Consider the following 24,433-nt stretch of genomic DNA (forward strand, 5'->3'; position numbering starts at 1 on the left):
GATCCCATGCAGCTGAAAAAGCTTGCCTTCTTGCTTGCCGTGCTTGCCGGTCTTGTGACGGCATCCGTGTCGGCCTTTGCCGCCGATCCGGAAAACACCATGATCGTAACGCTGAAGGACGGCGACGTGACCGTCGCGCTGAGGCCCGACCTTGCGCCGAAGCACGTCGCGCAGATCAAAAAGCTGGTGCGCCAGGGCGCCTACGACAACGTCGCCTTCCACCGCGTCATCGACGGCTTCATGGCGCAGACCGGCGACGTCAAGTTCGGCAATATGAAGAGCGGCTTCAATGCCGACGCCGTCGGCACCGGCGGTTCCGATCTTCCCGACCTGCCGGCCGAATTCTCCAGCACCGAGCACTACCAGCGCGGCGTGGTCGGCATGGCCCGCTCCGACGATCCGAATTCCGCCAATTCGCAATTCTTCATCATGTTCGCGCCGGCACCGCCGCTCGACGGCCAGTACACCATCGTCGGCAATGTCGTCAGCGGCATGGAGCTGGTGGACCACATCAAGAAAGGCGAAGCGGCGCAGAACGGGACGGTGACCGACCCCGATCGCATGATCAAGGTGCGTATCGCCGCTGACGGCAAGTAAACCCAAGTTTCAAAAGGATATTCTGACATGGCCGAGATCAAGGACCGCGAGAACGCGCTTATCATGGACACGACCAAGGGCAAGGTCGTCATTGAATTGTTCCCAGACCTGGCGCCCGGCCATGTCGGCCGCATCAAGGAGCTGGCGCGCGAAGGCGCCTATGACGGCGTAGTCTTCCACCGCGTCATCGACGGCTTCATGGCGCAGACCGGTGACGTGAAATTCGGCAATTCCAATAAGCCGTCTTTCGCGCCGACCCGCGCCGGTACGGGCGGTTCCGACAAGCCCGACTTGAAGGCCGAGTTCTCCAACGCCAACCACGGCCGCGGCACCTGCTCGATGGCGCGCTCGCAGAACCCGAACTCGGCCAATTCGCAGTTCTTCATCTGCTTCGACGATGCCGCCTTCCTCAACCGCCAGTACACGGTGTGGGGCCAGGTCATCGAAGGCATGGACAATGTCGACAAGATCAAGCGCGGCGAACCGGTGCAGGATCCCGACAAGATCGTGTCGCTCAAGGTCGCGGCCGACGTGAAATGACCAGCCGGGCTGTCGCGGCCATCGCATTTGTGCTCGTCGCGGCGGCCACTCCGGCGGTGGCGACGGAATCGATCGTTTGCAGCGCCGACGGCGGCGCGGCATCGATCGACGTGTTGATGGGACACACAGCCGTCATTGCAGTGGCGCGCGTGTGGCTGGATGCCGGCGGCAAGACATGGACCACGGACGGCCAGCCGGGTTCAACGAAAGTCATCGTCGGACAGGCATTCGAGGACGACGAGCGTATGCTGATCGATCTCACTGATGAGGGCCTCAGCTCGATCGTCGCCAGATTGCGGCTGGTCAAGGCCAGCGAGCAGTCCAGTTTCGCGATGGGCGGCACATTGAGCATAGACGGTGTCGGCGCCTGGGCGGTGACCTGCCCGGAACCTTGAGGCGGGGATTTCTTGCGCGTCGACCTTTTTGACTTCGATCTGCCGGAGGAGCGCATCGCGCTTCGCCCAGCCGAGCCGCGCGACAGTGCCAGAATGCTGGTGGTCAGGCCGGGCGCGGGGCTCGAGGACATGACCGTGCGCGACCTGCCGTCCCTGCTCAAGGCTGGTGATGTGCTGGTTTTCAACGACACCAAGGTCATTCCTGCGCAGCTGAAAGGCATCAGGCGGCGCGGCGAGGCAGCGGCGCAGGTCGAAGCCACGCTGCACATGCGGACGGCGCCCGACCGGTGGCTCGCCTTCATGCGGCCGGGCAAGCGCGTCGCCGCCGGCGATCGCATCCATTTCGGTCATGATGCCAATTCCTGCTTTCTCGGCCAGCTCGACGCGACCGTGATCGAGAAGGGTGAAGGTGGCGAGGTGCTGCTCGGCTTCGACCTGTCGGGTCCGTTCCTCGATGAGGCTCAGCACGCCGTCGGCCACATCCCGCTGCCGCCCTACATCGCCTCCAAGCGTGACGACGACGAGCGCGACCGCAGCGATTACCAGACCATCTATGCCAGGGAGGAGGGCGCCGTGGCCGCGCCGACGGCGGGGCTGCATTTCACGCCGGAGCTGTTTGCCGCGCTCGACGCCAATGGCATCGAGCGCCGTTTCGTCACGCTGCATGTCGGCGCCGGCACGTTTTTGCCGGTGAAGGCGGACGACACCGCCGACCACAAGATGCACGCCGAAACCGGTTCGGTCAGCCCGGAAACCGCCGAGGCGCTGAATGCGGCGAGAGCAAAAGGAGGGCGCATTATCGCTGTCGGCACGACATCGCTGCGTTTGTTGGAGAGCGCGGCTGGCAAGGACGGCAGGCTGGCCGCATGGTCAGGCCCGACCGACATCTTCATCACGCCCGGCTATCGCTTCAAGACCGCCGACATGCTGATGACCAATTTCCATCTGCCGCGTTCGACGCTGTTCATGCTGGTTTCGGCCTTCTGCGGTTTGCAGACGATGCACGCGGCCTATGCGCATGCCATTGAGAACCGCTACAGGTTCTATTCCTATGGAGACGCAAGTCTTCTGTTCAGGGAGGATAACGATGGACGATGACCTGGAAACTTTCGGCCGCGAAGCCTTGCTCGCCGAGGTCAGGAAACTGCGCGCCGGCATCCGCCAACACCGCGACGCCACCGGCCATGATCTGTGCTGGCATCACCCCGACCTCTGGTCGCTTTTACCCGAAAAGACCGAGCCGGCGATTGCCGTGCCGCCCTGGCCGAAATTCATGCGCGGCTGCATCCGCTACCGGCAATCGCTCGATAAGCAGGCTCCGGACGCGCTGGTATTCGACAAAGAGTTCGATGGCTAGGGAATTCAATGACTAACGCATTCAATGACTAACGCATTCACCTTCAAGGTGCTGGCGACCGACGGCAGGGCGCGGCGTGGTGTAATCACCATGCCGCGCGGCGAAATCCGCACGCCTGCCTTCATGCCGGTCGGCACCGGCGGCACGGTGAAAGCCATGTATATGGATCAGGTGCGCGGTGTCGGCTCGGACATCATCCTTGGCAATACCTACCACCTGATGCTGAGACCCGGCGCCGAGCGCGTGGCTCGGCTCGGCGGCCTGCATGAATTCGCCCGCTGGCCCTATCCGATCCTCACCGACAGCGGCGGCTTCCAGGTGATGTCGCTGTCGAAGCTGAGGAAACTGACCGAGAACGGCGTGACCTTTCGTTCGCATATCGACGGCGGCGCCTACGAGATGTCGCCGGAGCGTTCCATCGAGATCCAGGGGCTGCTCGATTCAGACATCCAGATGCAACTCGACGAGTGCACGGCGCTGCCGGCCAAGGAAAAAGAGATCGAGCGTGCCATGGAGTTGTCGTTGCGCTGGGCCGAGCGCTGCAAGACGGCGTTCGGCGAGCAGCCCGGCAAGGCGATGTTCGGCATTGTGCAAGGCGGCGATATACCGGACCTGCGGCTGCGCTCGGCGCAGGCGCTGAAGGCGATGGAGCTGAAGGGCTACGCGGTCGGCGGGTTGGCCGTCGGCGAGCCGCAAGCGGTGATGCTGGAGATGCTCGACATCACTTGCCCGGAGTTGCCGGCTGACCGGCCGCGGTACCTGATGGGTGTCGGTACGCCGGACGACATCTTGAAGTCGGTGGCGCGCGGCATCGACATGTTCGACTGCGTGATGCCGACGCGGGCAGGGCGGCATGGCCTTGCCTATACACGGCGCGGCAAGGTCAATCTGCGCAACGCCCGCCATGCCGACGATCCGCGCCCGCTCGATGAGGAAAGCGACTGCCCGGCCGCACGCGACTATTCGCGCGCCTATCTGCACCACCTGGTGCGCTCGCAAGAGGCGCTCGGGGCGATGCTCCTGACCTGGAACAATCTGTCCTACTACCAGCAGCTGATGCGCGACGTTCGCGAAGCGATCGGGGCTGGCAGGTTCGCCGGACAAGCTGAGATCATCACGCAGCAATGGGCAAACGGTGACCTCCCCGTCCGGTAGGCGTGCTCGCCAGGAATCCGGCTCCAGGGAGGAGTCGCACCTGCCATGAACTGTTTTGAAACGTCTGCCTAATAAGCATTGCCGGACGACATCGGGCGAGGATCAAGAACCTGTTCGTTTCGGGGCAAGTTTCAGTTCCTGGCACGACGGTGCGGACGAATGGCAGCGCCGAGCCTTCGCCTTCGCCCTCCGTGGCGGTCCAGCAATGGACGGCGGGGTCGTTGCTTGCCGTTCTGGTCATCGCCGTGACCGGCTTGGTTTTGCGCTTGCTTGGCGCGCGCGGCGACCTTTGGCTGGACGAGATCTGGAGCTTTGCGCTGATTGAGCCGCTGACCTCGATCGACCAGATATTCTGGCGCGTCAATCACGACAACAATCATTTCCTCAACTCGGTCTATCTCTATCTCATCGGCCCCGACGCTTCGCCTTTGATCCAGCGAGGCCTGTCGATAGCACTAGGTGTTGCCACGACAGTTGCGGCGGCAGCGACCGCCGCACCGCACGGACGACGGGCGATGATTGCCACAAGCCTGTTGTTTGCCGTGAGCTATCCGATGGTGCACTACGGCTCGGAGGCGCGTGGCTATGCCGGCCTTGTGCTCGTCACGCTGCTTTCGGTGGTTTTTCTGGAGCGCCGGCTCGACAACAAACGGTTGTCTGGCACGGCCTTGGCAGCGGCGATCCTTTTCGGGTTCCTATGCCATCTCACCATGATCGGAATGGTGGCAGTCCTCGCAATCTGGACCGCGTGGCTCGCCTGGCAGCGTACGGCGAGGGTCAGCCGTGTCGTTGCGGATCTGGCGTCGATCTTCCTGCCGGCCTTGCTTGCCGTGCTGCCGCTGGCTGCCTGCGTGTTTATCGGCGGCAGGCTGTTCGGCTTCAGTGTCGGTGGTGTTTCGCCGTTCTCGATTGCCGCCTTCGCGCAGGGCTATGGCGGAATGATCCGCTCTCTGTTCGGGCTGCCCCCCTGGTTCGGCGACTGGCCGTATATCGTTGCCGCCTGCGGTCTTGTTGGCCTCTCCGCTGGTGTCTGGTGCGATCGCCGGGCCAGCCTCTATGTCATCGGGATTATCGGACTGCCTTTGCTCATGGCGGCGACACATCTGCCCAATCTCGAGTTTCCGCGCTATTTCATCATCAGCGGAACATTGCTGCTGCTCTGGGCCGGCGAGATGATCGGTCGCGGCTTGGCTGCTCGCGGGACTGCCAGGCTATTTGCGGTGGGAGCACTGGCGATCGTGGTGAGTGGAAGCATTTCGTCGCTGCTCCAATTCTATCAGTACGGACGCGGCTCGTACGCTGCTATGGTCGATGAAATGACCAGGAACGGCGCTGCCGCCTATGCGAGCAACAGTGATTTCCGCACCGCCATGGTCGTCGATTATTCTGCGGCGCGGACGGATCGTCGGGCTTGGCTGGTTCCGGAAAACAGGATGTGCGCCGACCGGCCGGCTTGGCTGATCCTCGAGGGGGATGTGGACAAGCAAGCCGAACATGTTGAACCGACGGCCGCATGCGCTTTGGCGTATGAACGGGCCGACGCGTCGAGACACTGGGGGTTTTCAGGCCTGAGCTGGACGCTCTACCGGCGACAGGATTGAGACAACTTTGCCCTCCTCAAGCACCCTCAGGTGCTGAGCGACGTGGACGCGCGCAGGCTGCAGCCGGTGATCCGAAAGCTGCCGTCAGGCTGTAGTTCGAGCGTGTAGACCGCCTCATAGTCCTTGCCATCCGGGCCGACGATCAGCACCTGCTGGATGATCGAGGTCGGGCTCGTCTCGCGAACCTTGCCGAAGGAGTAGGTCTGCGGTTGGCGCACCGGCGGGTAGCCGTTGGTCACCATGTTCATGAAGGTATCGACAGTTGGAAAGATGCGTTTCACATTTGGTGCGGCAAAGCTGTAGGCCGTCGCTCCGTCGTTGGCGATGAAGGCCTTCAATTGACCATCGATGACCGTTTGCGCCGCCTTGACTTCGGCGTCGCCAGCAAAGGCCTGGGATGCGAAAATGAATGGAACGACTGCGAATGCGAAAAACGCGCGGCGCATGGCCTGTCTCCGTTGTCCCTGAGAAATCGCTGTCCGAGGTACATGATACTATACGCTTTGCAGTGCTCGAGGGTTTCAGCCGAGCGCAAACATTCGGCGCCGCGAGTTGTGTCCAGACCGAGAAAGCATTGTCGAGGCTAGAACAGCCTGAGCGATGGCCGATGCTTGAAAGCCGGGCGGCAGTCTGCCACAAGGGCCGCTCGATTTTACCTAGAGCGTGCGATGTTGGGCAGGACCAGGCAATGAAAGCATTTTTCGTGCAGATAAAGTGCGATCTGGGCAAGGCCTATGACGTTGCCAGCGCCCTGGCCGATGCCGAGATCGCTTCCGAAATCTACTCGACAGCCGGAAACTACGACCTGCTCGCCAAATTCTATGTCGACGACGAGGAAGACATCGGCCACTTCGTCAACGAGAAAGTGCAGATTCTTCCCGGCATCAAAGACACGTTCACGGTCGTCACCTTTCGCGCGTTTTGATCCGCATCCGGCATCTGCCCGGACACGAAGCAAAGCCTGACTACGGCCCTATCGGCACTGCCTTAATTTTAGGCAAGAGCGATATACTGATCGCCGGCGCCCACCAAATCACCGATTGCGCTTGATTTTCTCCAGCGAGGCCAGTGAAATGGCGCCACAGGGGAGTATGCGATTGGCAGCGTTCGATGAAATGCTTCCGGAAGTTTCCGGGCTGAGAAAACCGTATTCGGCTTACGATCGCTGGCTGAAGGAACAGGACCCGGCCAGGCTTAACGAGAAGATGCAGGACGCCGAACGCGTCTTTCGCAAGACCGGCATCACATTCGCCGTTTACGGCGAGCAGGAAGCATCGGAGCGGCTGATACCCTTCGACATCGTTCCGCGCATCATTTCCGGCAACGAATGGCGACGGCTGACGCAAGGCATCGAGCAGCGCGTCCAGGCGCTGAACGCCTTTCTCGACGACATCTACCATCGTCAGGAAATCTTGCGTGCCGGCCGCGTGCCGAAGGAGTTGATCGCCAAGAACGAGGCGTTCCTGCCCGAAATGATCGGGGTGCGGCCGCCGGCCGGCGTCTATACCCATATCATCGGCGTCGACATCGTACGCATCAGCGAGAACGAGTTCTACGTGCTGGAGGACAATGCGCGCACGCCGTCCGGCGTCTCCTACATGCTGGAGAACCGCGAGACGATGATGCAGCTCTTTCCCGAGTTGTTCCAGCAGATCAAGGTGCGGCCGGTGGAGAATTATCCGCAGCTCTTGCGCCAGTCGCTGGCCGCAGTGCGGCCGCAAAGCACCAAGGGCGCGCCGACCATTGCCGTGCTGACGCCGGGCAGCTTCAACTCGGCCTATTTCGAACATGCTTTCCTTGCCGACCAGATGGGGGTGCAACTCGTCGAAGGGCAGGATCTGCGCGTCGTCGATGGCCATGTCGCGATGCGCACGACCGAGGGCTACAAGCAGATCGACGTGCTCTACCGGCGCGTCGACGACTCGTTCCTCGATCCGCTGACCTTCCGCCCGGACTCAGCCCTTGGCGTGCCGGGCATTATGGACGTCTACCGCGCCGGCAATATCACGATCGCCAATGCGCCCGGAACCGGCATTGCCGACGACAAGGCGATCTATTCCTACATGCCCGAAATCGTCGAATTCTACACCGGCCGCAAGGCGATGCTCGGCAACATCCCGACCTGGCGCTGCTCGGAACCGGACAGCCTGAAATATGTGCTGGAGCACATCGACGAACTGGTGATCAAGGAGGTCCACGGGTCCGGCGGTTACGGCATGCTGGTAGGACCTGCGGCGACCAAGAAGGAATGCGAGGATTTTTCCAAAAAGCTCGCGGCAAAACCGTCGAACTACATTGCCCAACCGACGCTGGCGCTGTCGACCTGTCCGATCCTGACGGACAAGGGGCTGGCGCCGCGCCATGTCGATCTGCGCCCCTATGTGCTGGTGTCCGACCGTATCCAGATCGTGCCCGGTGGACTGACGCGAGTAGCGCTCAAGGAAGGCTCGCTGGTCGTCAATTCCTCGCAAGGCGGCGGCACGAAGGATACTTGGGTGTTGGATGATTAGAGCGAATAGCGAATAATGAGTAGCGAATAGCGAATAGCGAATAGTGAGTAGCGAATAGGGAAGAGGGCACCAACACGACTATTAACTCTTACAGGGACTTGATTGTTTGGAAGGCGGCCGTTGAATTGGCTGTAGATTGCTATTCGGCAACGAAAGCCTTTCGAGCAGCGAAGTTTACGGGATGACGTCTCAGATACGGCGATCATCTGTATCGATTGCGGCAAATGTCGCCGAAGGGCACGGGCGAGAAAACACGGGATCGTTCGTTCAATATCTTCGCATAGCGCAAGGTTCTCTCAAAGAGTTGGAAACGCACCTAATCTTGTCTGGAAGGGTAGCGCTGATGGTTGAGCAGGACGTATTGCGTTTGCTTGGCCAGGCCGATGAGATCGGGAGAATGCTGCGTTCGATGATCAGGAGTCTGCAACAGAAATCATGAAGCCGATTTTCCCCTATTCGCTATTCGCTATTCGCTACTCACTCAGCATCGAGGCACGTTGACATGCTTCTCGGCCGCACCGCCAACGGGCTCTATTGGATGAACCGCTATATCGAGCGGGCGGAGAACATGGCGCGGTTGGTGGATGCCGGCCTGCGCATGGCGCTCACTCGCACGCAGAATGCTTCGGAGGAGTGGAATTCGGTGCTGCTCAGCGCCGGCTCGGACGCCAGCTTCACGCAGAAATATTCGGACTACACCGCCGCCAATGTCGCCGACTACCTGCTGCGCGATACGTCGAACCCGTCGAGCACGATGTCGTCTATCGAAACGGCCCGTAACAATGCCCGCATGGTGCGCACAGCATTGACGCGTGAAACCTGGGAAAGCATCAACGAAGCCTGGATGTCGCTGAAACGGATGTTGGCCAAGCCGATCGACGAGCGCGACCTGCCCAGCGCGCTCGACGCAATCAAGCGCGAGACGGCGCTGATCCGCGGCTCGTTCTACGGCACCATGCTGCGCAACGAGATCTTCGATTTCTCGCAGCTCGGCACCTATGTCGAACGCGCCGACAACACCGCGCGCATCCTGGACGTGAAGTACTATGTTCTGTTGCCGTCGATCTCCTGGGTCGGCTCGACGCTCGACAACTACCAGTGGGAATCGATCCTGCGCTCGGTGTCGGCGCACCGCTCCTACCGCTGGGTCTATGACGCCGACTACAAGCCGAGCAATATCGCCGACTATCTGATCCTCAATGTCCGCATGCCGCGCTCGCTGACCTTTTGCTACCGCTTCCTGACGGAGCATCTCAAATTCCTGGGTGACGACTATGGTGAGCGCCACGCCTGTCATGCGACGGCCGCCAAGACCCATTCCATGCTGACGGCCGGCTCGATCAAGGATATTTTCGACGCCGGCCTGCACGAATTCCTGGCCAATTTCATCCGCGACAACACCAGGCTCGGCGATGAGATCGCGCAGGATTACAGGTTCTATTGAGCATGATCCCAAAAAACGAAGACCGGTTTTCGGTAAGGCTCATGCTCCAGGGACGAGAGCGATGCGGCTGAAGATCACCCACCGGACCGAATACCGCTACGATGCGCCGGTGCATTATCTGTTGCAGCGTTTGCGGCTGCTCCCGGTGAACGGGCGCACCCAGACGGTGCTGTCCTGGGCGCTGAAGATCGAAGGCGCGCGCGAGGAAGTGCGGTTCACCGACCATTTCGGCAATGATACCCGGCTGTTGAGCGTCGAGGGCGAGCGCGACTTCATCACAGTCGAAGCAGCCGGCGAAGTGGTGACGCGCGATACCGCCGGTGTCTGCGGACCGCATCAGGGTTTCGCGCCGCTCTGGCTGTTCGGCCATGAAACGCCGCTGACGACGATCGGCAGCGGCATTCGTGAGCTTGCTGCCTCGGTGGGCAAGGGCACCGACATCGAAAGGCTGCACCGGCTAATGGCCGTGATCGGCGAGCGTGTCGCTTATACACCCGGCACCACCAACGCGACGACGCCGGCCGAAGAGGCCCTTGCGCTCAAGACCGGCGTTTGCCAGGACCACAGCCATATCTTCGTTGCCGCGGCTCGCGCCATGGATTTCCCGGCGCGCTACGTCAGCGGCTATCTGATGATGGATGCAGCGATCGAGCAGGCGGCAAGCCACGCTTGGGCCGAGGCGCATGTCTCGGGCCTGGGCTGGGTCTCCTTCGATGTCGCCAACGGCATTTCTCCCGACGAGCGCTATGTAAAGGTGGCGATCGGCCGCGATTATCGCGACGCCACGCCGGTATCGGGAATTCGGCTGGGACAGGCGGAAGAACAGCTTGCGGTCACCGTCACCGTGGAGCAGTAATCCCGGCAAGATTGTTGCCAAAGAGATTCGATGACCTATTGCGTCGGCCTGAAGATCGATCGCGGGCTCGTGTTCATGTCGGACACGCGCACCAATGCCGGCATGGATTCGATCTCGACCTTCAGGAAGATGCATGTCTGGGAGGAGCCGGGCGAGCGCGTCATCGTTTTGATGTCGGCCGGCAATCTGGCGACAACCCAGGCCGTAGTCAGCCTGCTCGACGAACGCACCAAGGCAGTGGCGGAGCGCCATGCCACGCTGCTCGAAACGCCCTCCATGTACCAGACAGTCCGGTTGGTCGGAGACACCGTCAAGGAGGTCATCGCCAGTTCGTCGCCGGCCGGCGAAAAGGCGGATTCCTATTTCAACGCCTCCTTTATCCTCGGCGGTCAGATCAAGGGCAGCGCGCCGCGCCTGTTCATGATCTATCCGGAAGGCAATTTCATCGAATCGACCGACGATACGCCGTTCTTCCAGATCGGTGAGACCAAATACGGCAAGCCGATCATCATCCGGGCCTACGAAAAGACGATGAGTTTCGCCGAGACGGTAAAGCTGCTGCTGGTGTCGTTCGACTCGACGCTGAAGTCGAACCTGTCGGTCGGCCTGCCGCTCGACCTGCTGTTCTATGAAAAGGACACTTTCAAGGTCGGCCTCAAAAAGCGAATAAACCATGACGATCAATATTATCGCACGATCTCGGATAGCTGGTCGAACGCGCTGAAGACCGCCTTTGCGAGCTTGCCTGATTTTCCCGAATGAAAACCTTCGTTTTTCGTGCTCTTTGATCGCGGCTCGATGAGGCGCTACGGAGGCGAAGATGAATAGCAACGAATTCCGCGAATGGTCGCTGCGAGCGGCTGAATGGGGCGCCGACTACAGAAACAGCCTTCGCGAAAGACCGGTGCGGCCGCTTGTCGAGCCGGGCGAAATCTTCAAAAGCATCGATGTCGCGCCGCCGGAAGACGGCGAAACGATGCAGGCAATCTTCGCCGATTTCGAGCAAAAGATCCTGCCGGGCATGACGCACTGGCAGCATCCGCGTTTCTTCGCCTATTTTCCGGCCAATGCGGCACCGGCCTCCGTCGTGGCCGAGTATCTGGTTTCCGCGATGCCTGCGCAATGCATGCTCTGGCAGACCTCGCCGGCAGCAACCGAGCTCGAGATGCGGGTCGTCGACTGGATGCGGCAGGCGCTTGGTCTGCCGGAGGGATTTTCCGGCGTCATGCAGGATTCGGCTTCATCGGCGACGCTTGCCGCCGTGCTGACCATGCGCGAGCGCGCGCTCGACTGGCAAGGCAACAAGAGCGGCCTGCAAGGCCAGCCGATCGTGCGGGTCTATTCTTCCGACCAAGTCCATACTTCCATAGACCGGGCGATCTGGGTGTCGGGCATCGGCGAGGCGAACCTCGTGCGCATTCCGGTCGCCGGACGCTTTCGCGCCATGCAGACGGCGGCTCTGGAAGCGGCGATCGTCACCGACCGCGAAAACGGCATGCTGCCGGCCGGCATCATCGCCAGCGTCGGCGGCACCAGTACCGGCGGCACCGACGATGTCGCGGCTGTTGGCGCGGTGGCGAAGCGGCACGGGCTCTACCTGCATGTCGATGCCGCATGGGCCGGCTCCGCCATGATCTGCCCCGAGTTCCGGCATTTCTGGGCCGGCGCCGAACATGCGGATTCGATCGTCTTCAATCCGCACAAATGGCTGGGCGCACAGTTCGATTGCTCGATGCAGTTCGTTCGCCAGCCGGAAGACCTCGTGCGTACGCTGGCGATCAAGCCCGAATTCTTGAGAACACATGGCCGCGACGGGGTCATCAATTATTCCGAATGGTCGGTGCCGCTCGGACGGAGGTTCCGCGCGCTGAAACTTTGGTTCCTGCTGCGTGCACATGGCTTGGAAAATCTGCGAACCATGATCCGCAATCATGTCGCCTGGAGCGAGAGCCTTGCCGCGCGGCTGGCTCGGGAACCGGATTTCGAGATCGTAACGGAGCCGATGCTGTCGCTGCTCTCGTTCCGGCATCTTACGGCTGCGGGCATCGACTCTGACGAGCACAATTTGCGGTTGGTCAGCGCGATCAACGATGACGGCCGCATCTACCTGACGCAGACTCGGGTGGACGGGCAGGTGGCGATCCGCTTTCAGGTCGGGCAGTTCGAAACGACTGCGGCGGACGTCGATACTGCTTTCGAGGTCATCACTGAGATCGCGCGGGGCCTGAGTTGATAGCCTCGTCGAGATTGCGCCGGAGCTTTTCTCTCTGCAGTCGCCCGATTTTCATTAGCCGGCTCATACCTGTTCATGGCTTTCGTTTTCAGCTATAGACGAGAAAAACGAAAATGAGAGGTTGCTAGATGTATCTGTCGCCGCGTCATTCCGAAATCATCCAGATGGCCAAAGATCATGGCCGCGTACTGGTCGAGGAGTTGGCGACGCATTTCAACGTGACGCCGCAGACGATCCGCAAGGATCTCAACGATCTCTGCGACCAGCGGCTTTTGTCCCGCATTCATGGCGGGGCATTGTTCCCGTCCGGCATCGAGAACATGGAATATGAGGCCCGGCGCAAGATCGCCGCCGAGGAGAAGGAGGCGATCGGCCGCGCGGCAGCCCGGCTGATCCCTGACAACGCCTCTCTGTTCATCAATATCGGGACCACGACGGAAGCGGTCAGCAAGTCGCTGCTCGATCATATTGGCCTGATGGTCATCACCAATAACATCAATGTTGCCAACAGAATGCGCATATATCCTTCGATCGAGGTGGTGATCGCCGGCGGTGTCGTGCGCGGTTCCGACGGCGGCGTGGTCGGCGAGGCAGCGGTCGATTTCATCAGGCAGTTCAAAGTCGATTTTGCGGTGATCGGCGCCTCGGCCATCGACCATGACGGCGCACTGCTCGACTTCGATTTTCGCGAGGTGAAGGTGGCTCAGGCGATCATCGCCAACGCGCGGCATGTGATCCTGGTGTCGGACCAGACCAAATTCGAGCGCACCGCGCCCGTCCGCATCGGCCATCTGTCGCAGGTCAACACCTTCATCACCGATCGTTGCGACATCCCGTCGGTGCGCAAGATCTGCCAGGAGGCAGAGGTTCAGCTGATCGAAACGTCGCTCTCCTAGAGATGCCGCTGCGGCATCTGCCGCCGATCATATTTCGTTTGACATTCGTTATCATTTCGAAATAATCCCGCCACGGTTTCGCAAAACTCAAAAATGCTGCAATGCGAAATCGAGGGAGGACTTCTTTGGGCGCATCACCGATCCATGACATTTTCGTCATCGGTGGCGGCATCAATGGCTGCGGCATTGCCCGCGATGCCGTTGGGCGTGGCTTTTCGGTCTTCCTTGCCGAGATGAACGATCTGGCCAGCGGAACCTCTTCCGGCTCGACCAAACTGATCCATGGCGGCTTGCGCTATCTCGAATTCTACGAATTCCGCCTGGTGCGCGAAGCGCTGATGGAACGCGAGATCCTGTGGAGGAACGCGCCGCATATCATCTGGCCGATGCGATTCGTGCTGCCATACGCCAAGGGGCTGCGTCCGGCCTGGCTGATCCGGCTCGGGCTTTTTCTCTACGACCATATTGGCGGGCGCAAATTGCTGCCGCCGACGAAAACGCTGGACATGGCCAAGGATCCGGCCGGCAAGCCGCTGAAGCCGCTTTTTCGAAAGGCGTTCGAATATTCCGACGGTTGGGTCAACGATGCCCGGCTGGTTGTGTTGAACGCCCGTGACGCTGCCGAGCGCGGTGCAACCGTTCGAACCCGAACAAGGGTCGTCAGCGCACGCCGCGAAGGCAATCTCTGGACGGTCAGGCTTGAAAACGTGCGGACCGGCGATACCGAGGAGGTCAAGGCGCGGCTGTTGGTCAATGCCGCCGGCCCGTGGGTCGATCAGGTGCTTTCAGCGACCGTCGGCTTGAACGACGTGCACAATGTCCGCCTCGTGCAAGGCAGCCACATCGTCGTTGGCAAGAAATTCGACGACCCACGCGCCTATTTCTTTCAGAACAAGGACGGGCGCATCATTTTCGCCATCCCATACGAAGACGAGTTCACGCTCATCGGCACCACCGACCGGGACTATCCCGGCGATCCGCACGACGTCAGGATCAGTGATGCCGAGATCGACTATCTCTGCGCTGCGGCAAGCGAATATTTCGCGCAGCCGGTCAATCCGTCGGATATCGTCTGGACCTATTCCGCGGTGCGCCCGCTCTACGACGATGGCGCCTCAAAGGCGCAGGAAGCCACCCGCGACTATGTGCTGAAGGCCGATGGAGGCGAGGGTGCCGCCCCGATCGTCAACGCCTTTGGCGGCAAGATCACGACCTACCGCCGATTGTCGGAATCGATGCTCGAGAAGATCGAGGGTTTTCTCGGCAAGCGCGGCAAACCATGGACGGCAAACGCGCCGCTGCCCGGCGGTGACTTTCCCGTCACCGGCTTCGATGCCGAGGTGGCGAAACTGAAAACGGCGTACCCGTTCCTCGACGCGCGGCTGGCCCGCCGGTTGACTCGGCTCTACGGCACCCGCGCAAGGAAGCTGCTGGGCCTCGCCAAGTCGAACGTCGATCTTGGCCGCAACTTCGGCGCCGATCTCTACGAAGCCGAGGTGCGCTACCTCGTCGAAAACGAATGGGCGATGACCGCCGAGGATGTATTGTGGCGCCGGACCAAGCGCGGCCTGCGTCTCAGCCGTGAGCAGGCGGCAGTGCTCGACGAGTTCATGCGCGGAATAAGCCGGCAGCACGTAGCGGCTGCCGAATAGGGACGGCCGACTGATGCAGAAAGCCTGGGAGGAGGCATCATGCTTGAACTGAGAAACGTGACGAAGACGGTGGGTGCGGCGGAACATATCCGCGACGTCTCGCTGACGCTTCAGCACGGCTCGCTCAACGTCCTGCTCGGGCCGACGCTCTCCGGCAAGACCAGCCTGATGCGGCTGATGGCGGGCCTCGACGTGCCGACCTCCGGCTCGGTCTGGTTCGATGGCAAGGATGTCACCGGCATGCCTGTGCAAAAGCGCAACGTCGCCATGGTCTACCAGCAATTCATCAACTATCCGGCGATGACGGTCTACGAAAACATCGCCTCACCGCTGCGGGTGGCCGGCACGGATCAGGCAACGATCGACAGGGAGGTGCGCAATGCCGCCGCCCTTCTCAAACTCACGCCCTATCTCGATCGCACGCCTCTCAGTCTGTCGGGCGGCCAGCAGCAGCGCACCGCGCTGGCCCGCGCCATCGTCAAGAATGCCAGCCTCGTGCTGCTCGACGAGCCGCTCGCCAACCTAGACTACAAGCTGCGCGAAGAATTACGCGCGGAACTGCCGAAGGTCTTCGCGGCCGCCGGCACAATCTTCGTTTATGCCACGACCGAGCCGCACGAGGCCTTGCTGCTCGGCGGCAACACGGCGACGCTTTCCGAAGGCAGCATCACCCAGTTCGGGCCGACCATCGAAGTGTTCCGCAAGCCGGTCGATCTGGTGACGGCGAGAACCTTCGCCGATCCGCCGCTCAACACCATCGTGCTTGCCAAGAAGGGCCTGGATTTCCTGCTCGAGGGCGGCGTGAAATTGCCGGTGCCGGCCGAACTCTTCGGCATTGCCGATGCGATCTATACGATCGGCTTCCAGCCTCATCATCTTTCCCTCGATCGGCCCAACGCCGCCGCGGTGCCGGTGCGCGCAAAGGTGACGATCACTGAGATCACGGGATCGGAAAGCTTCATCCATCTCGATTTTGCCGATGCGCGCTGGGTCATGCTGACCCACGGCATTCGCGACTTCGAGCCGGACGAGGAGGTCGAGGTGTTCATCGACCCGCGCCACATCATGGTCTTCGACGAGCACGGCCGCGCCGTGGCCGCGCCGAGGCTGGCGGCTTAGGAGGAAGCGATGGCGCGCATCGACGTCAACCATATCCGCCACTCCTATCTGCAGAACCCCCGCACGGATGCCGATTTCGCGCTGAAGGAAGTGCACCACACGTTCGAGGATGGCGGCGCCTATGCGCTGCTAGGCCCGTCCGGCTGCGGCAAGACTACGCTGCTCAACATCATTTCGGGATTGCTGCATCCCTCGCACGGCCAGTTGCTGTTCAACGGCAGGGACGTGACCAATCTGTCGACCCAAGAGCGCAACATTGCCCAGGTCTTCCAGTTCCCGGTGATCTACGACACGATGACCGTCTACGACAATCTGGCGTTCCCGCTGCGCAATCGCGGCGTGCCGGAGGCCGACGTCGACCGCAAGGTGCGCGAGACGCTGGAGATGACCGGGCTGGCCGATATGGCCAAACGAAAGGCGCGCGGACTGACCGCCGATCAGAAGCAGAAAATCTCGCTCGGACGCGGGCTGGTGCGCTCCGACGTCAATGCCATCCTGTTCGACGAGCCTTTGACCGTCATCGACCCGCATATGAAATGGGTGCTGCGCTCGCAGTTGAAGCAGCTTCACCGCCGCTTCGGCTACACCATGGTCTATGTCACGCACGACCAGACTGAGGCGTTGACCTTCGCCGACAGGGTGGTCGTCATGTATGACGGCGAAATCGTGCAGATCGGCACACCGGCGGAGCTGTTCGAGCGCCCGCGCCATACCTTTGTCGGCTATTTCATCGGCTCGCCCGGCATGAATGTCATGCCGGTGGCGATCGACGGCAAGACCGCGAAGCTGGGCTCGCAGCAGATCGAACTGCCGGGCGTGCCCAAGGCGGGCGGCGGCGCCATCGAGCTCGGCATCCGTCCCGAATATGTGCGCCTGGGCAGCCAGGGCATGGCCGTCCGGGTCAGCAAGGTCGAGGACGTCGGCCGCCACAAGGTGGTCCGTGCCAATCTCGAAGGGCGCGAGATCGCCGCCATCATCGGCGAGGACGAGACAGTTCCGGCTGATCCGAAGGTGCGGTTCGACCCGGCCGGCATCAACATCTATGCCGATTCCTGGCGCGTCGAGATGGGAGCCTGAAGTGGAAAAGACCTGGAACAACAGAGCCTGGTTCCTGGTGCTGCCGGTGCTGCTGCTGGTGGCGTTCTCGGCGGTCATACCGCTGATGACGGTTGTCAATTATTCGGTGCAGGACACTTTCGGCAACAACGTCTTCTTCTGGGCCGGCACCGAGTGGTTCGAGGAACTGCTTTCCTCCAGCCGCTTCTGGCAGGCGATGATCCGCAACCTTGTCTTCTCCTTCATCATCCTGGCGATCGAAGTGCCGCTCGGCATCTTCATTGCGCTCAATATGCCGAAGAAGGGTTGGGGCGTGCCTGTTTGCCTTGTTTTGATGGCGTTGCCGCTGCTGATCCCGTGGAACGTCGTCGGCACCATCTGGCAGGTGTTCGGGCGCAACGACATTGGCCTGCTCGGCTATTACGTCAACGCGCTCGGCATCGACTACAACTATGTGCAAGATCCCTATGACGCCTGGGTCACGGTCATCATCATGGACGTCTGGCATTGGACCAGCCTCGTCGTTCTGCTCTGCTATGCCGGCCTGGTCTCGATCCCGGATGCCTTTTATCAGGCGGCCAAGATCGACGGTGCCTCGCGCTGGGCGGTGTTCCGTTACATCCAGCTGCCGAAGATGAACCGCGTGCTGCTGATCGCCGTGCTGCTGCGCTTTATGGATAGCTTCATGATCTACACCGAACCGTTCGTGGTGACCGGCGGCGGACCCGGCAACTCGACGACCTTTCTTTCGATCGATCTCGTCAAGACGGCGCTCGGCCAGTTCGACCTCGGCCCGGCGGCGGCGATGTCGCTGGTCTACTTCCTTATCGTCCTGTTGTTGTCATGGGTGTTCTACACCGTGATGACCAATTACGACGCGGAGCGCTGAGATGAGCCGCGCTGACGAAAGAGCCGACAGAGTGAGCGAGACGACAGCTTCGCAAGGATTAGCCAGCACGCTGCGGCAGGACGAGATCGCACGGCTGATGCGCCGTCGCGGCGAGGAGTCGCGTTGGTGGTGGATCGTGCCGACGCTCTACATCATCGTTCTGCTTTTGCCGATCTACTGGCTCATCAATATGAGCTTCAAGACCAATGGCGAGATCGTCTCGTCGCTGACGCTCTACCCGCACGCACCGACATTGGCGAATTACCGCACCATCTTCACCGACGCGTCCTGGTATTCGGGCTACATCAACTCGATCACCTATGTGGTTATGAACATGGTGATTTCGGTGGCCGCAGCACTGCCTGCTGCCTATGCTTTTTCGCGCTATCGCTTCCTCGGCGACAAGCATCTGTTCTTCTGGCTGCTGACCAACCGCATGGCGCCGCCGGCGGTGTTCGCGCTGCCATTCTTCCAGCTTTATTCGGCCTTCGGCCTTATCGACACCCATATCGCCGTGGCTCTGGCGCATTGCCTGTTCAACGTGCCGCTGGCGGTGTGGATCCTCGAAGGCTTCATGTCGGGGGTGCCGAAGGAGATCGATGAGACCGCCTATATCGACGGCTATTCGTTCCCGCGCTTCTTCATCAAGATCTTCATGCCGCTGATTGCGAGCGGCATCGGCGTGGCGTGCTTCTTCTGCTTCATGTTCTCGTGGGTCGAGCTGCTGATCGCCCGCACGCTGACGACCACGGACGCCAAGCCGATCGCCGCGACCATGACCCGCACCGTTTCGGCCGCCGGCATGGATTGGGGGCTGCTCGCCGCAGCCGGCGTGCTGACGCTGATTCCCGGCGCGCTCGTCATCTGGTTTGTGCGCAACTACATCGCCAAGGGCTTTGCCCTGGGGAGGGTATGATGGAGCAGGTCGACAGAAGCCCATGGTGGTGGGCCGTGCTGTTTCTCGCCCTGGTCGTCGTGGCCTGGGTGGCCCTTCAAATCGATTTCGTGGCAATAACGGTAGGCTTCAGCGATCCGGCCAATATCCGCCTGTGGGGATTTAACCTCTCGTCCAACCTCGATTTTTCGTGGATGGCGTGGACGTGGCCGACCGCGGCCTTCTTTGGAACCATCTTTCTGCTGCTTTGCGGCATGGCGGTGTGGGAATACGTCTCGCCGGGCGGCAATCCGCGCGTCGGCGTGCTGCGCTTCGAAACGACGCGCGGCGACCGCTTGTTCCTGTCGCTGCTTGGCAGTGCCTTTATCCATCTCGCTTGGCTGGGTCTAGTCGGACCCAATCTGTGGTGGGCTCTCGCTCTCTCCGTGGTCTACGCCGTCGGCGTGTTCCGCTACGTATAGAGGGGGAAACTGTTGGAACGGCGGCGTGCCGGCCGCCGATCCAGATCGCACTTTGAACTTAACAGTGGAGGAAATACATGCGACGGCAATTCTTGACATCAACAACTGCGCTTGTCCTGTTGCTCGGGGCAAGCAACGCCTATGCCGGAATGGACGAGGCCAAGGCCTTCCTGGACAAGGAAATCGGCGACCTGTCGACGCTCGACCGCGCCGGCCAGGAAGCCGAAATGCAATGGTTCATCGATGCCGCGAAACCTTTCGCCGGCATGGATATCAAGGTGGTTTCCGAAACCATCGCCACGCATCAGTATGAATCGCAGGTGCTGGCGCCGGCCTTTACAGCCATCACCGGCATCAAGGTTACGCACGACGTCACCCAGGAAGGCGACGTTGTCGAGAAGATCCAGACCCAGATGCAGACCGGCCAGAACCTCTATGACGGCTGGGTCAACGATTCCGATCTGATCGGCACGCACTGGCGCTACCAGCAGGTGCGCAACCTGACCGACTGGATGGCAGGCGACGGCAAGGATGTCACCAATCCGAATCTCGACCTGAAGGATTTCATCGGCACCTCGTTCACCACCGCGCCCGACAAGAAACTCTACCAGCTTCCTGACCAGCAGTTCGCGAACCTCTACTGGTTCCGTTACGACTGGTTCAACGACGAGAAGAACAAGGCGGACTTCAAGGCCAAATACGGCTACGACCTCGGCGTGCCGGTGAATTGGTCGGCCTATGAGGACATTGCAGCGTTCTTCACCGGGCGTGAGATCGACGGCAAGAAGGTCTACGGCCATATGGACTATGGCAAGAAGGACCCGTCGCTCGGCTGGCGGTTCACCGACGCCTGGCTGTCGATGGCCGGCAATGGCGACAAGGGCATTCCGAACGGTCTGCCCGTCGACGAATGGGGCATCAAGGTCGACGAGAATTCGCGTCCGGTCGGTTCCTGCACGGCGCGCGGCGGCGACACCAATGGTCCGGCTTCCGTCTACTCCATCCAGAAGTATCTCGATTGGCTGAAGGCCTATGCACCGGCGGAAGCCCAAGGCATGACCTTCTCCGAATCGGGGCCAGTTCCGGCGCAGGGCGCGGTTGCCCAGCAGATCTTCTGGTACACCGCCTTCACCGCCAGCATGGTCGACGCCAGCGCCAAGGCCGTGCTGAACGACGACGGCACGCCGAAGTGGCGCATGGCGCCGTCGCCGCATGGCGTCTACTGGAAGGACGGCATGAAGCTCGGCTATCAGGACGTCGGTTCCTGGACGCTGATGAAGTCGACGCCGACCGACCGCGCCAAGGCCGCCTGGCTCTACGCGCAGTTCGTCACCTCGAAGACGGTCGACGTGAAGAAGAGCCATGTCGGCCTGACCTTCATCCGCGAGAGCACGATCCACGACAAGAGCTTCACCGAACGTGCGCCAAAGCTCGGCGGCTTGATCGAGTTCTACCGCTCGCCGGCGCGCGTCCAGTGGTCGCCGACCGGCACCAACGTGCCGGACTATCCGAAGCTGGCACAGCTCTGGTGGCAGGCGATCGGCGATGCTTCGTCGGGCGCCAAGAGCCCGCAGGAAGCGATGGACTCGCTCTGCGCCGAGCAGGAAAAGGTGATGAGCCGCATCGAGAAGTCGGGCGTCCAGGGCGATATTGGCCCGAAGATGGCCGAAGAGCATGACCTCGCCTACTGGAACGCCGACGCGGTCAAGAAGGGCAATCTCGCTCCTCAGCTCAAGATCGAGAACGAGAAGGAAAAGCCGGTCACCATCAACTACGACGAGCTGGTGAAGAGCTGGCAGCAATAGGACCGTTTGATGCGGGCGTCCGCGCCCGCATCGCCATGCTCCGGGGAGGCGGCATGTTGCCGTCTCCCCTGTTTGCGTGAACGGCTCCGCGCCGTCTGGCGTCGAGACACCGTAGCACCTTTGAATTCGCTTCGACGGGAGAGAGAATGACCGGATACATCCTTGCAATCGACCAGGGGACGACATCGAGCCGGGCGATCCTGTTCGCCGACAAGATGAAGGTCGTCGGCAGCGGGCAAAAGGAATTCACTCAATATTATCCGGCCTCCGGCTGGGTCGAGCACGATCCCGAGGAGATATGGGCAAGCGTCGTGGAAACGGTGAAGGCCGCGCTGAAGACAGCTGGCCGCAACGCAGCCGAAGTCGCCGCGATCGGCATTACCAACCAGCGCGAAACCGTCGTCATCTGGGACAAAGAGACCGGCAAGCCGATCCACAACGCGATTGTCTGGCAGGACCGCCGCACCGCGCCGCTATGCCAGAAACTGAAGAAGCTGGGGCTGGAGAAGAAATTCACAAAAAAGACCGGCCTGCTACTCGATCCCTATTTCTCCGGCACCAAGATCGCCTGGATGCTGGACAAGGTGAAGGGCGCCAGAAAACGCGCCGAGAAGGGCGAACTGCTGGCCGGCACCATCGACAGTTTTCTGATTTGGCGCCTGACTGGCGGCAAGGTCCACGCCACTGACGCCACCAATGCCTCGCGCACACTGGTCTACAACATCGAACAAAATGCCTGGGACGACGAGCTGCTGGCCATTCTTGGCATACCTGCAAGAATGCTGCCGCAGGTGAAAGATTGTGCCGATGATTTTGGAATCACAGACGAAAGCCTGTTTGGTGCAGAGATCAGAATCCTCGGTGTGGCCGGCGACCAGCATGCGGCGGCGATCGGCCAGGCCTGTTTCGATCCGGGCATGATGAAATCCACCTACGGCACCGGTTGCTTCGCGCTGCTCAACACCGGCAGCGATCTGGTGCGTTCGAAGAACCGGCTTTTGACCACCATCGCCTATAGGCTGAACGGCAAGACCACCTATGCACTGGAGGGCTCGATCTTTATCGCCGGCGCCGCCGTACAATGGCTGCGCGACGGCATCAAGGTGATCGGCAAGGCCGAGCAGAGCGGCAAATTGGCGGCGGAAGCCGATCCAACGCAGAACGTCTATCTGGTGCCGGCTTTCGTCGGGCTCGGCGCACCGCACTGGGATGCCGAGGCGCGCGGCGCCATCTTCGGGCTGACCCGCAATTCGGGGCCGGCGGAATTTGCCCGCGCGGCACTGGAATCCGTTGCCTTCCAGACCCGCGACCTGCTTGACGCCATGCGAAAGGACTGGAAGGGCGCCTCGGCCAAGACCGTGCTCAGGGTCGATGGCGGCATGGTGGCGTCGGACTGGACCATGCAGCGGCTGGCCGACATTCTCGATGCGCCGGTCGACCGGCCGACAATTCTCGAGACGACGGCGCTTGGTGCGGCTTGGCTGGCCGGCTCGAAGGCGGGTGTCTGGCCGAAGGCCGCGGAATTCGCCAGGAGTTGGGCGCTCGAGCGCCGGTTCAAGCCGGACATGGATGCTTCGACACGTGCCGCCAAGCTGGCAGGTTGGCGCCACGCTGTACGCAGGACGCTCAGTACTCAATAGGCAGGGATGCCACCGGATACGCACTAATGAAACACCCGCGCCGTTTCGGGCGCGGGCCTGCAGCCTCTAATCTAATGCATGTCGCGCAAACAGCGGTTTTGCGATAGCGCGTCGCATGAGGCCGATCGAACGCGACGCGCTTTAGGACTCAGTAAGGCGACCGGCACTGCCGGCGCGGACCGTAGTTGGGCTGGTAAGTGTTGTCAGAAGCGCGATAGCTCCGATAACGGTCGTAGCACCACTGCACGTGGGCATCGCCACGATAGACACGATTCTGGCTGTTGACGATAGCGCCCGTAATCAGCGCTCCGGTGGCGAAGGCGGCCAGCGGGAACCAGTAGTCACCGTGACGGCGATAGCCGCGACGATATTCGCGATAGCCGCGATGGCCACGCCAATACATGCCATCGTCACGCGCAAAACTGCGCCGGGAGAAATCGCGACGCGAGAAATCGCGGTTGAAACTCCGGTGCCTCCGCCACGGCTCGTACTGGACGGTCTGGACATTCGAGGTGATCCCCTGGGCCGGGGGCGCATAGCTGGGCTGAGCGTTGACTGGCACGATCTCCGCGGCAGCGAATGAGATCGAAAGAGTGGTCGCCAGCAGGCCCGACATGATCCTATTCATGATCTTCTCCTTGAAACGCATGTCCCTTATCGCGGGAAACGGGCAGGCTGCGCAAATTGTTCCGCCAAAAATCCCAAGTTGCTGATCCGCAAAGGTTCTCCCGATTTGCTGCTTGCCTTTGTCGCCATAGAGGGCGAGCTTCGGCCTTGTGCGAGAGGGAGGCAGTTCCGTCAACGCCGAAGCGCTCCGCAAGGCATGATGACACTGCTGGAAAGCCCGGTGTGCGAGCCGTCTTTTTCCGGTTGACCGGCAGAGGCACTCTCCCTATGTTCCGCGCAATTTCGAGGGCGGCCTTTCTGAGCCCGCGGGAGCGCGTAGCTCAGCCGGTAGAGCAACTGACTTTTAATCAGTAGGTCATGGGTTCGAATCCCATCGCGCTCACCAAAATCCAGATGTACGGCCCGGAGACATGGGTAACAGTTTGTACCTAAGAAATGGGTGACAACCTCGTGCCGAACGCATGCGGTGGCCTTAACCACCGCCCCATCGTCCATCATCGTGCCGGTGAGCGCCTCATAGGCTCTGCTGCACAGCTGCGAATGCGGACAATCCTTCACGATAAGCGCCGGCACCACCGTGAGAACCGCTGCGGCAAGGATTTGCGGGCAAAGACCGACGGCGCTTACCTTTCTGCCGAACACGCCGGCCAGGAAAAAGTAGAGACCCTGGGCCATGCAGGCTGCCGTCAGAATGCCCAGAAGCGT

At 61.1% G+C, this 24,433-nt stretch carries 24 protein-coding genes, 1 tRNA gene and 1 pseudogene; 24 read left to right on the forward strand and 2 right to left on the reverse strand.

Annotated elements, in window-relative coordinates; all coding sequences use genetic code 11:
• Window positions 1-6: 6 nt before the first annotated feature.
• From NKH71_RS26180 to NKH71_RS26210, 7 genes are all read left to right on the forward strand, one after another.
• Window positions 7-597: a peptidylprolyl isomerase gene (locus tag NKH71_RS26180; protein ID WP_023717789.1), complete on the forward strand. Its 591-nt coding sequence runs from the start codon at window positions 7-9 to the stop codon at window positions 595-597.
• A gap of 27 nt (window positions 598-624) precedes the next feature.
• Window positions 625-1,137, forward strand: coding sequence for a peptidylprolyl isomerase (locus tag NKH71_RS26185; RefSeq protein ID WP_023717788.1), 513 nt, complete (start codon window positions 625-627; stop codon window positions 1,135-1,137).
• A complete protein-coding gene (locus NKH71_RS26190) occupies window positions 1,134-1,532 on the forward strand; it encodes a hypothetical protein (protein ID WP_023717787.1) in 399 nt (132 codons plus the stop codon). Before NKH71_RS26185 ends, NKH71_RS26190 begins: the two co-directional genes overlap by 4 nt.
• Window positions 1,533-1,544: 12 nt before the next feature.
• Window positions 1,545-2,630, forward strand: a complete 1,086-nt coding sequence (queA, locus tag NKH71_RS26195) for a tRNA preQ1(34) S-adenosylmethionine ribosyltransferase-isomerase QueA (protein WP_352789240.1) — start codon at window positions 1,545-1,547, stop codon at window positions 2,628-2,630.
• A complete protein-coding gene (locus NKH71_RS26200) occupies window positions 2,620-2,889 on the forward strand; it encodes a hypothetical protein (protein ID WP_352789242.1) in 270 nt (89 codons plus the stop codon). Before queA ends, NKH71_RS26200 begins: the two co-directional genes overlap by 11 nt.
• Window positions 2,890-2,913: 24 nt before the next feature.
• A complete protein-coding gene (gene tgt / locus NKH71_RS26205; protein ID WP_352895413.1) occupies window positions 2,914-4,044 on the forward strand; it encodes a tRNA guanosine(34) transglycosylase Tgt in 1,131 nt (376 codons plus the stop codon).
• Between the two features lie 221 nt (window positions 4,045-4,265).
• Window positions 4,266-5,645 carry a hypothetical protein gene (locus tag NKH71_RS26210; RefSeq protein ID WP_352789246.1) on the forward strand — a complete coding sequence of 460 codons (1,380 nt, stop codon included), beginning with the start codon at window positions 4,266-4,268 and terminating at the stop codon, window positions 5,643-5,645.
• A 26-nt stretch (window positions 5,646-5,671) separates the two neighbouring features.
• On the opposite strand, the gene NKH71_RS26215 is transcribed toward NKH71_RS26210, so the two are convergent.
• Window positions 5,672-6,091 (reverse strand): DUF4864 domain-containing protein, encoded by a 420-nt coding sequence (locus NKH71_RS26215; protein WP_023717782.1) that lies wholly within the window; start codon window positions 6,089-6,091, stop codon window positions 5,672-5,674.
• A gap of 242 nt (window positions 6,092-6,333) precedes the next feature.
• Between NKH71_RS26215 and NKH71_RS26220 the strand changes: the two genes are divergently transcribed.
• From NKH71_RS26220 to glpK, 16 genes and pseudogenes are all read left to right on the forward strand, one after another.
• The gene (locus NKH71_RS26220; RefSeq protein WP_023674883.1) at window positions 6,334-6,570 is read left to right on the forward strand and encodes an Lrp/AsnC ligand binding domain-containing protein; all 237 of its coding nucleotides are present in this window, start codon (window positions 6,334-6,336) and stop codon (window positions 6,568-6,570) included.
• A 172-nt stretch (window positions 6,571-6,742) separates the two neighbouring features.
• Window positions 6,743-8,155, forward strand: coding sequence for a circularly permuted type 2 ATP-grasp protein (locus NKH71_RS26225; RefSeq protein WP_023717781.1), 1,413 nt, complete (start codon window positions 6,743-6,745; stop codon window positions 8,153-8,155).
• Between the two features lie 125 nt (window positions 8,156-8,280).
• Window positions 8,281-8,594 (forward strand): annotated as a pseudogene (locus NKH71_RS26230) (four helix bundle protein).
• A gap of 63 nt (window positions 8,595-8,657) precedes the next feature.
• Window positions 8,658-9,599, forward strand: a complete 942-nt coding sequence (locus NKH71_RS26235) for an alpha-E domain-containing protein (protein ID WP_023717779.1) — start codon at window positions 8,658-8,660, stop codon at window positions 9,597-9,599.
• Window positions 9,600-9,660: 61 nt separating this feature from the next.
• Window positions 9,661-10,455, forward strand: a complete 795-nt coding sequence (locus tag NKH71_RS26240; RefSeq protein ID WP_023717778.1) for a transglutaminase family protein — start codon at window positions 9,661-9,663, stop codon at window positions 10,453-10,455.
• A 30-nt stretch (window positions 10,456-10,485) separates the two neighbouring features.
• Complete coding sequence (locus NKH71_RS26245; protein ID WP_352482263.1) at window positions 10,486-11,217, forward strand: proteasome-type protease; 732 nt, start codon at window positions 10,486-10,488, stop codon at window positions 11,215-11,217.
• A 58-nt stretch (window positions 11,218-11,275) separates the two neighbouring features.
• Window positions 11,276-12,688 (forward strand): pyridoxal phosphate-dependent decarboxylase family protein, encoded by a 1,413-nt coding sequence (locus NKH71_RS26250; RefSeq protein ID WP_352895414.1) that lies wholly within the window; start codon window positions 11,276-11,278, stop codon window positions 12,686-12,688.
• Between the two features lie 128 nt (window positions 12,689-12,816).
• The gene (locus tag NKH71_RS26255; protein ID WP_023717776.1) at window positions 12,817-13,584 is read left to right on the forward strand and encodes a DeoR/GlpR family DNA-binding transcription regulator; all 768 of its coding nucleotides are present in this window, start codon (window positions 12,817-12,819) and stop codon (window positions 13,582-13,584) included.
• A 125-nt stretch (window positions 13,585-13,709) separates the two neighbouring features.
• The gene (gene glpD / locus NKH71_RS26260) at window positions 13,710-15,236 is read left to right on the forward strand and encodes a glycerol-3-phosphate dehydrogenase (protein WP_023717775.1); all 1,527 of its coding nucleotides are present in this window, start codon (window positions 13,710-13,712) and stop codon (window positions 15,234-15,236) included.
• Window positions 15,237-15,275: 39 nt separating this feature from the next.
• Complete coding sequence (locus NKH71_RS26265) at window positions 15,276-16,355, forward strand: ABC transporter ATP-binding protein (protein WP_352789249.1); 1,080 nt, start codon at window positions 15,276-15,278, stop codon at window positions 16,353-16,355.
• A gap of 9 nt (window positions 16,356-16,364) precedes the next feature.
• On the forward strand, window positions 16,365-17,432 hold the full coding sequence (locus NKH71_RS26270) for an ABC transporter ATP-binding protein (protein WP_023717773.1): 1,068 nt from the start codon (window positions 16,365-16,367) through the stop codon (window positions 17,430-17,432).
• Between the two features lies 1 nt (window position 17,433).
• Window positions 17,434-18,300 carry a carbohydrate ABC transporter permease gene (locus tag NKH71_RS26275; RefSeq protein ID WP_023674893.1) on the forward strand — a complete coding sequence of 289 codons (867 nt, stop codon included), beginning with the start codon at window positions 17,434-17,436 and terminating at the stop codon, window positions 18,298-18,300.
• A 1-nt stretch (window position 18,301) separates the two neighbouring features.
• Window positions 18,302-19,216: a carbohydrate ABC transporter permease gene (locus tag NKH71_RS26280; protein ID WP_023717772.1), complete on the forward strand. Its 915-nt coding sequence runs from the start codon at window positions 18,302-18,304 to the stop codon at window positions 19,214-19,216.
• Window positions 19,217-19,389: 173 nt separating this feature from the next.
• Window positions 19,390-19,656 carry a DUF2160 domain-containing protein gene (locus tag NKH71_RS26285; RefSeq protein ID WP_031193610.1) on the forward strand — a complete coding sequence of 89 codons (267 nt, stop codon included), beginning with the start codon at window positions 19,390-19,392 and terminating at the stop codon, window positions 19,654-19,656.
• Between the two features lie 77 nt (window positions 19,657-19,733).
• On the forward strand, window positions 19,734-21,461 hold the full coding sequence (locus NKH71_RS26290) for an ABC transporter substrate-binding protein (RefSeq protein WP_023717770.1): 1,728 nt from the start codon (window positions 19,734-19,736) through the stop codon (window positions 21,459-21,461).
• 146 nt (window positions 21,462-21,607) lie between these two features.
• Window positions 21,608-23,101: a glycerol kinase GlpK gene (gene glpK, locus NKH71_RS26295; protein WP_352895415.1), complete on the forward strand. Its 1,494-nt coding sequence runs from the start codon at window positions 21,608-21,610 to the stop codon at window positions 23,099-23,101.
• 148 nt (window positions 23,102-23,249) lie between these two features.
• Here glpK and NKH71_RS26300 read toward each other — a convergent pair whose 3' ends face one another.
• Window positions 23,250-23,729: a BA14K family protein gene (locus NKH71_RS26300; RefSeq protein WP_023717768.1), complete on the reverse strand. Its 480-nt coding sequence runs from the start codon at window positions 23,727-23,729 to the stop codon at window positions 23,250-23,252.
• A 308-nt stretch (window positions 23,730-24,037) separates the two neighbouring features.
• Here NKH71_RS26300 and NKH71_RS26305 point away from each other — a divergent pair.
• Window positions 24,038-24,113: transfer RNA gene (locus NKH71_RS26305), tRNA-Lys, on the forward strand.
• The last annotated feature ends 320 nt before the right edge of the window (window positions 24,114-24,433 follow it).

It is taken from the genome of Mesorhizobium sp. M0983, from assembly GCF_040318975.1.
Classification (GTDB): Bacteria; Pseudomonadota; Alphaproteobacteria; order Rhizobiales; family Rhizobiaceae; genus Mesorhizobium.

What these genes read in the sequence shown, in the direction of transcription:
- NKH71_RS26180 (WP_023717789.1), top strand. Translation starts at nt 7, where the DNA reads ATGCAGCTGAAAAAGCTTGCCTTCTTGCTTGCCGTGCTTGCCGGTCTT.
- NKH71_RS26185 (WP_023717788.1), top strand. Translation starts at nt 625, where the DNA reads ATGGCCGAGATCAAGGACCGCGAGAACGCGCTTATCATGGACACGACC.
- NKH71_RS26190 (WP_023717787.1), top strand. Translation starts at nt 1,134, where the DNA reads ATGACCAGCCGGGCTGTCGCGGCCATCGCATTTGTGCTCGTCGCGGCG.
- NKH71_RS26200 (WP_352789242.1), top strand. Translation starts at nt 2,620, where the DNA reads ATGGACGATGACCTGGAAACTTTCGGCCGCGAAGCCTTGCTCGCCGAG.
- tgt (WP_352895413.1), top strand. Translation starts at nt 2,914, where the DNA reads ATGACTAACGCATTCACCTTCAAGGTGCTGGCGACCGACGGCAGGGCG.
- NKH71_RS26215 (WP_023717782.1), bottom strand. Translation starts at nt 6,091, where the DNA reads ATGCGCCGCGCGTTTTTCGCATTCGCAGTCGTTCCATTCATTTTCGCA.
- NKH71_RS26220 (WP_023674883.1), top strand. Translation starts at nt 6,334, where the DNA reads ATGAAAGCATTTTTCGTGCAGATAAAGTGCGATCTGGGCAAGGCCTAT.
- NKH71_RS26235 (WP_023717779.1), top strand. Translation starts at nt 8,658, where the DNA reads ATGCTTCTCGGCCGCACCGCCAACGGGCTCTATTGGATGAACCGCTAT.
- NKH71_RS26240 (WP_023717778.1), top strand. Translation starts at nt 9,661, where the DNA reads ATGCGGCTGAAGATCACCCACCGGACCGAATACCGCTACGATGCGCCG.
- NKH71_RS26245 (WP_352482263.1), top strand. Translation starts at nt 10,486, where the DNA reads ATGACCTATTGCGTCGGCCTGAAGATCGATCGCGGGCTCGTGTTCATG.
- NKH71_RS26250 (WP_352895414.1), top strand. Translation starts at nt 11,276, where the DNA reads ATGAATAGCAACGAATTCCGCGAATGGTCGCTGCGAGCGGCTGAATGG.
- NKH71_RS26255 (WP_023717776.1), top strand. Translation starts at nt 12,817, where the DNA reads ATGTATCTGTCGCCGCGTCATTCCGAAATCATCCAGATGGCCAAAGAT.
- NKH71_RS26265 (WP_352789249.1), top strand. Translation starts at nt 15,276, where the DNA reads ATGCTTGAACTGAGAAACGTGACGAAGACGGTGGGTGCGGCGGAACAT.
- NKH71_RS26270 (WP_023717773.1), top strand. Translation starts at nt 16,365, where the DNA reads ATGGCGCGCATCGACGTCAACCATATCCGCCACTCCTATCTGCAGAAC.
- NKH71_RS26280 (WP_023717772.1), top strand. Translation starts at nt 18,302, where the DNA reads ATGAGCCGCGCTGACGAAAGAGCCGACAGAGTGAGCGAGACGACAGCT.
- NKH71_RS26285 (WP_031193610.1), top strand. Translation starts at nt 19,390, where the DNA reads ATGGCGTGGACGTGGCCGACCGCGGCCTTCTTTGGAACCATCTTTCTG.
- NKH71_RS26290 (WP_023717770.1), top strand. Translation starts at nt 19,734, where the DNA reads ATGCGACGGCAATTCTTGACATCAACAACTGCGCTTGTCCTGTTGCTC.
- glpK (WP_352895415.1), top strand. Translation starts at nt 21,608, where the DNA reads ATGACCGGATACATCCTTGCAATCGACCAGGGGACGACATCGAGCCGG.
- NKH71_RS26300 (WP_023717768.1), bottom strand. Translation starts at nt 23,729, where the DNA reads ATGAATAGGATCATGTCGGGCCTGCTGGCGACCACTCTTTCGATCTCA.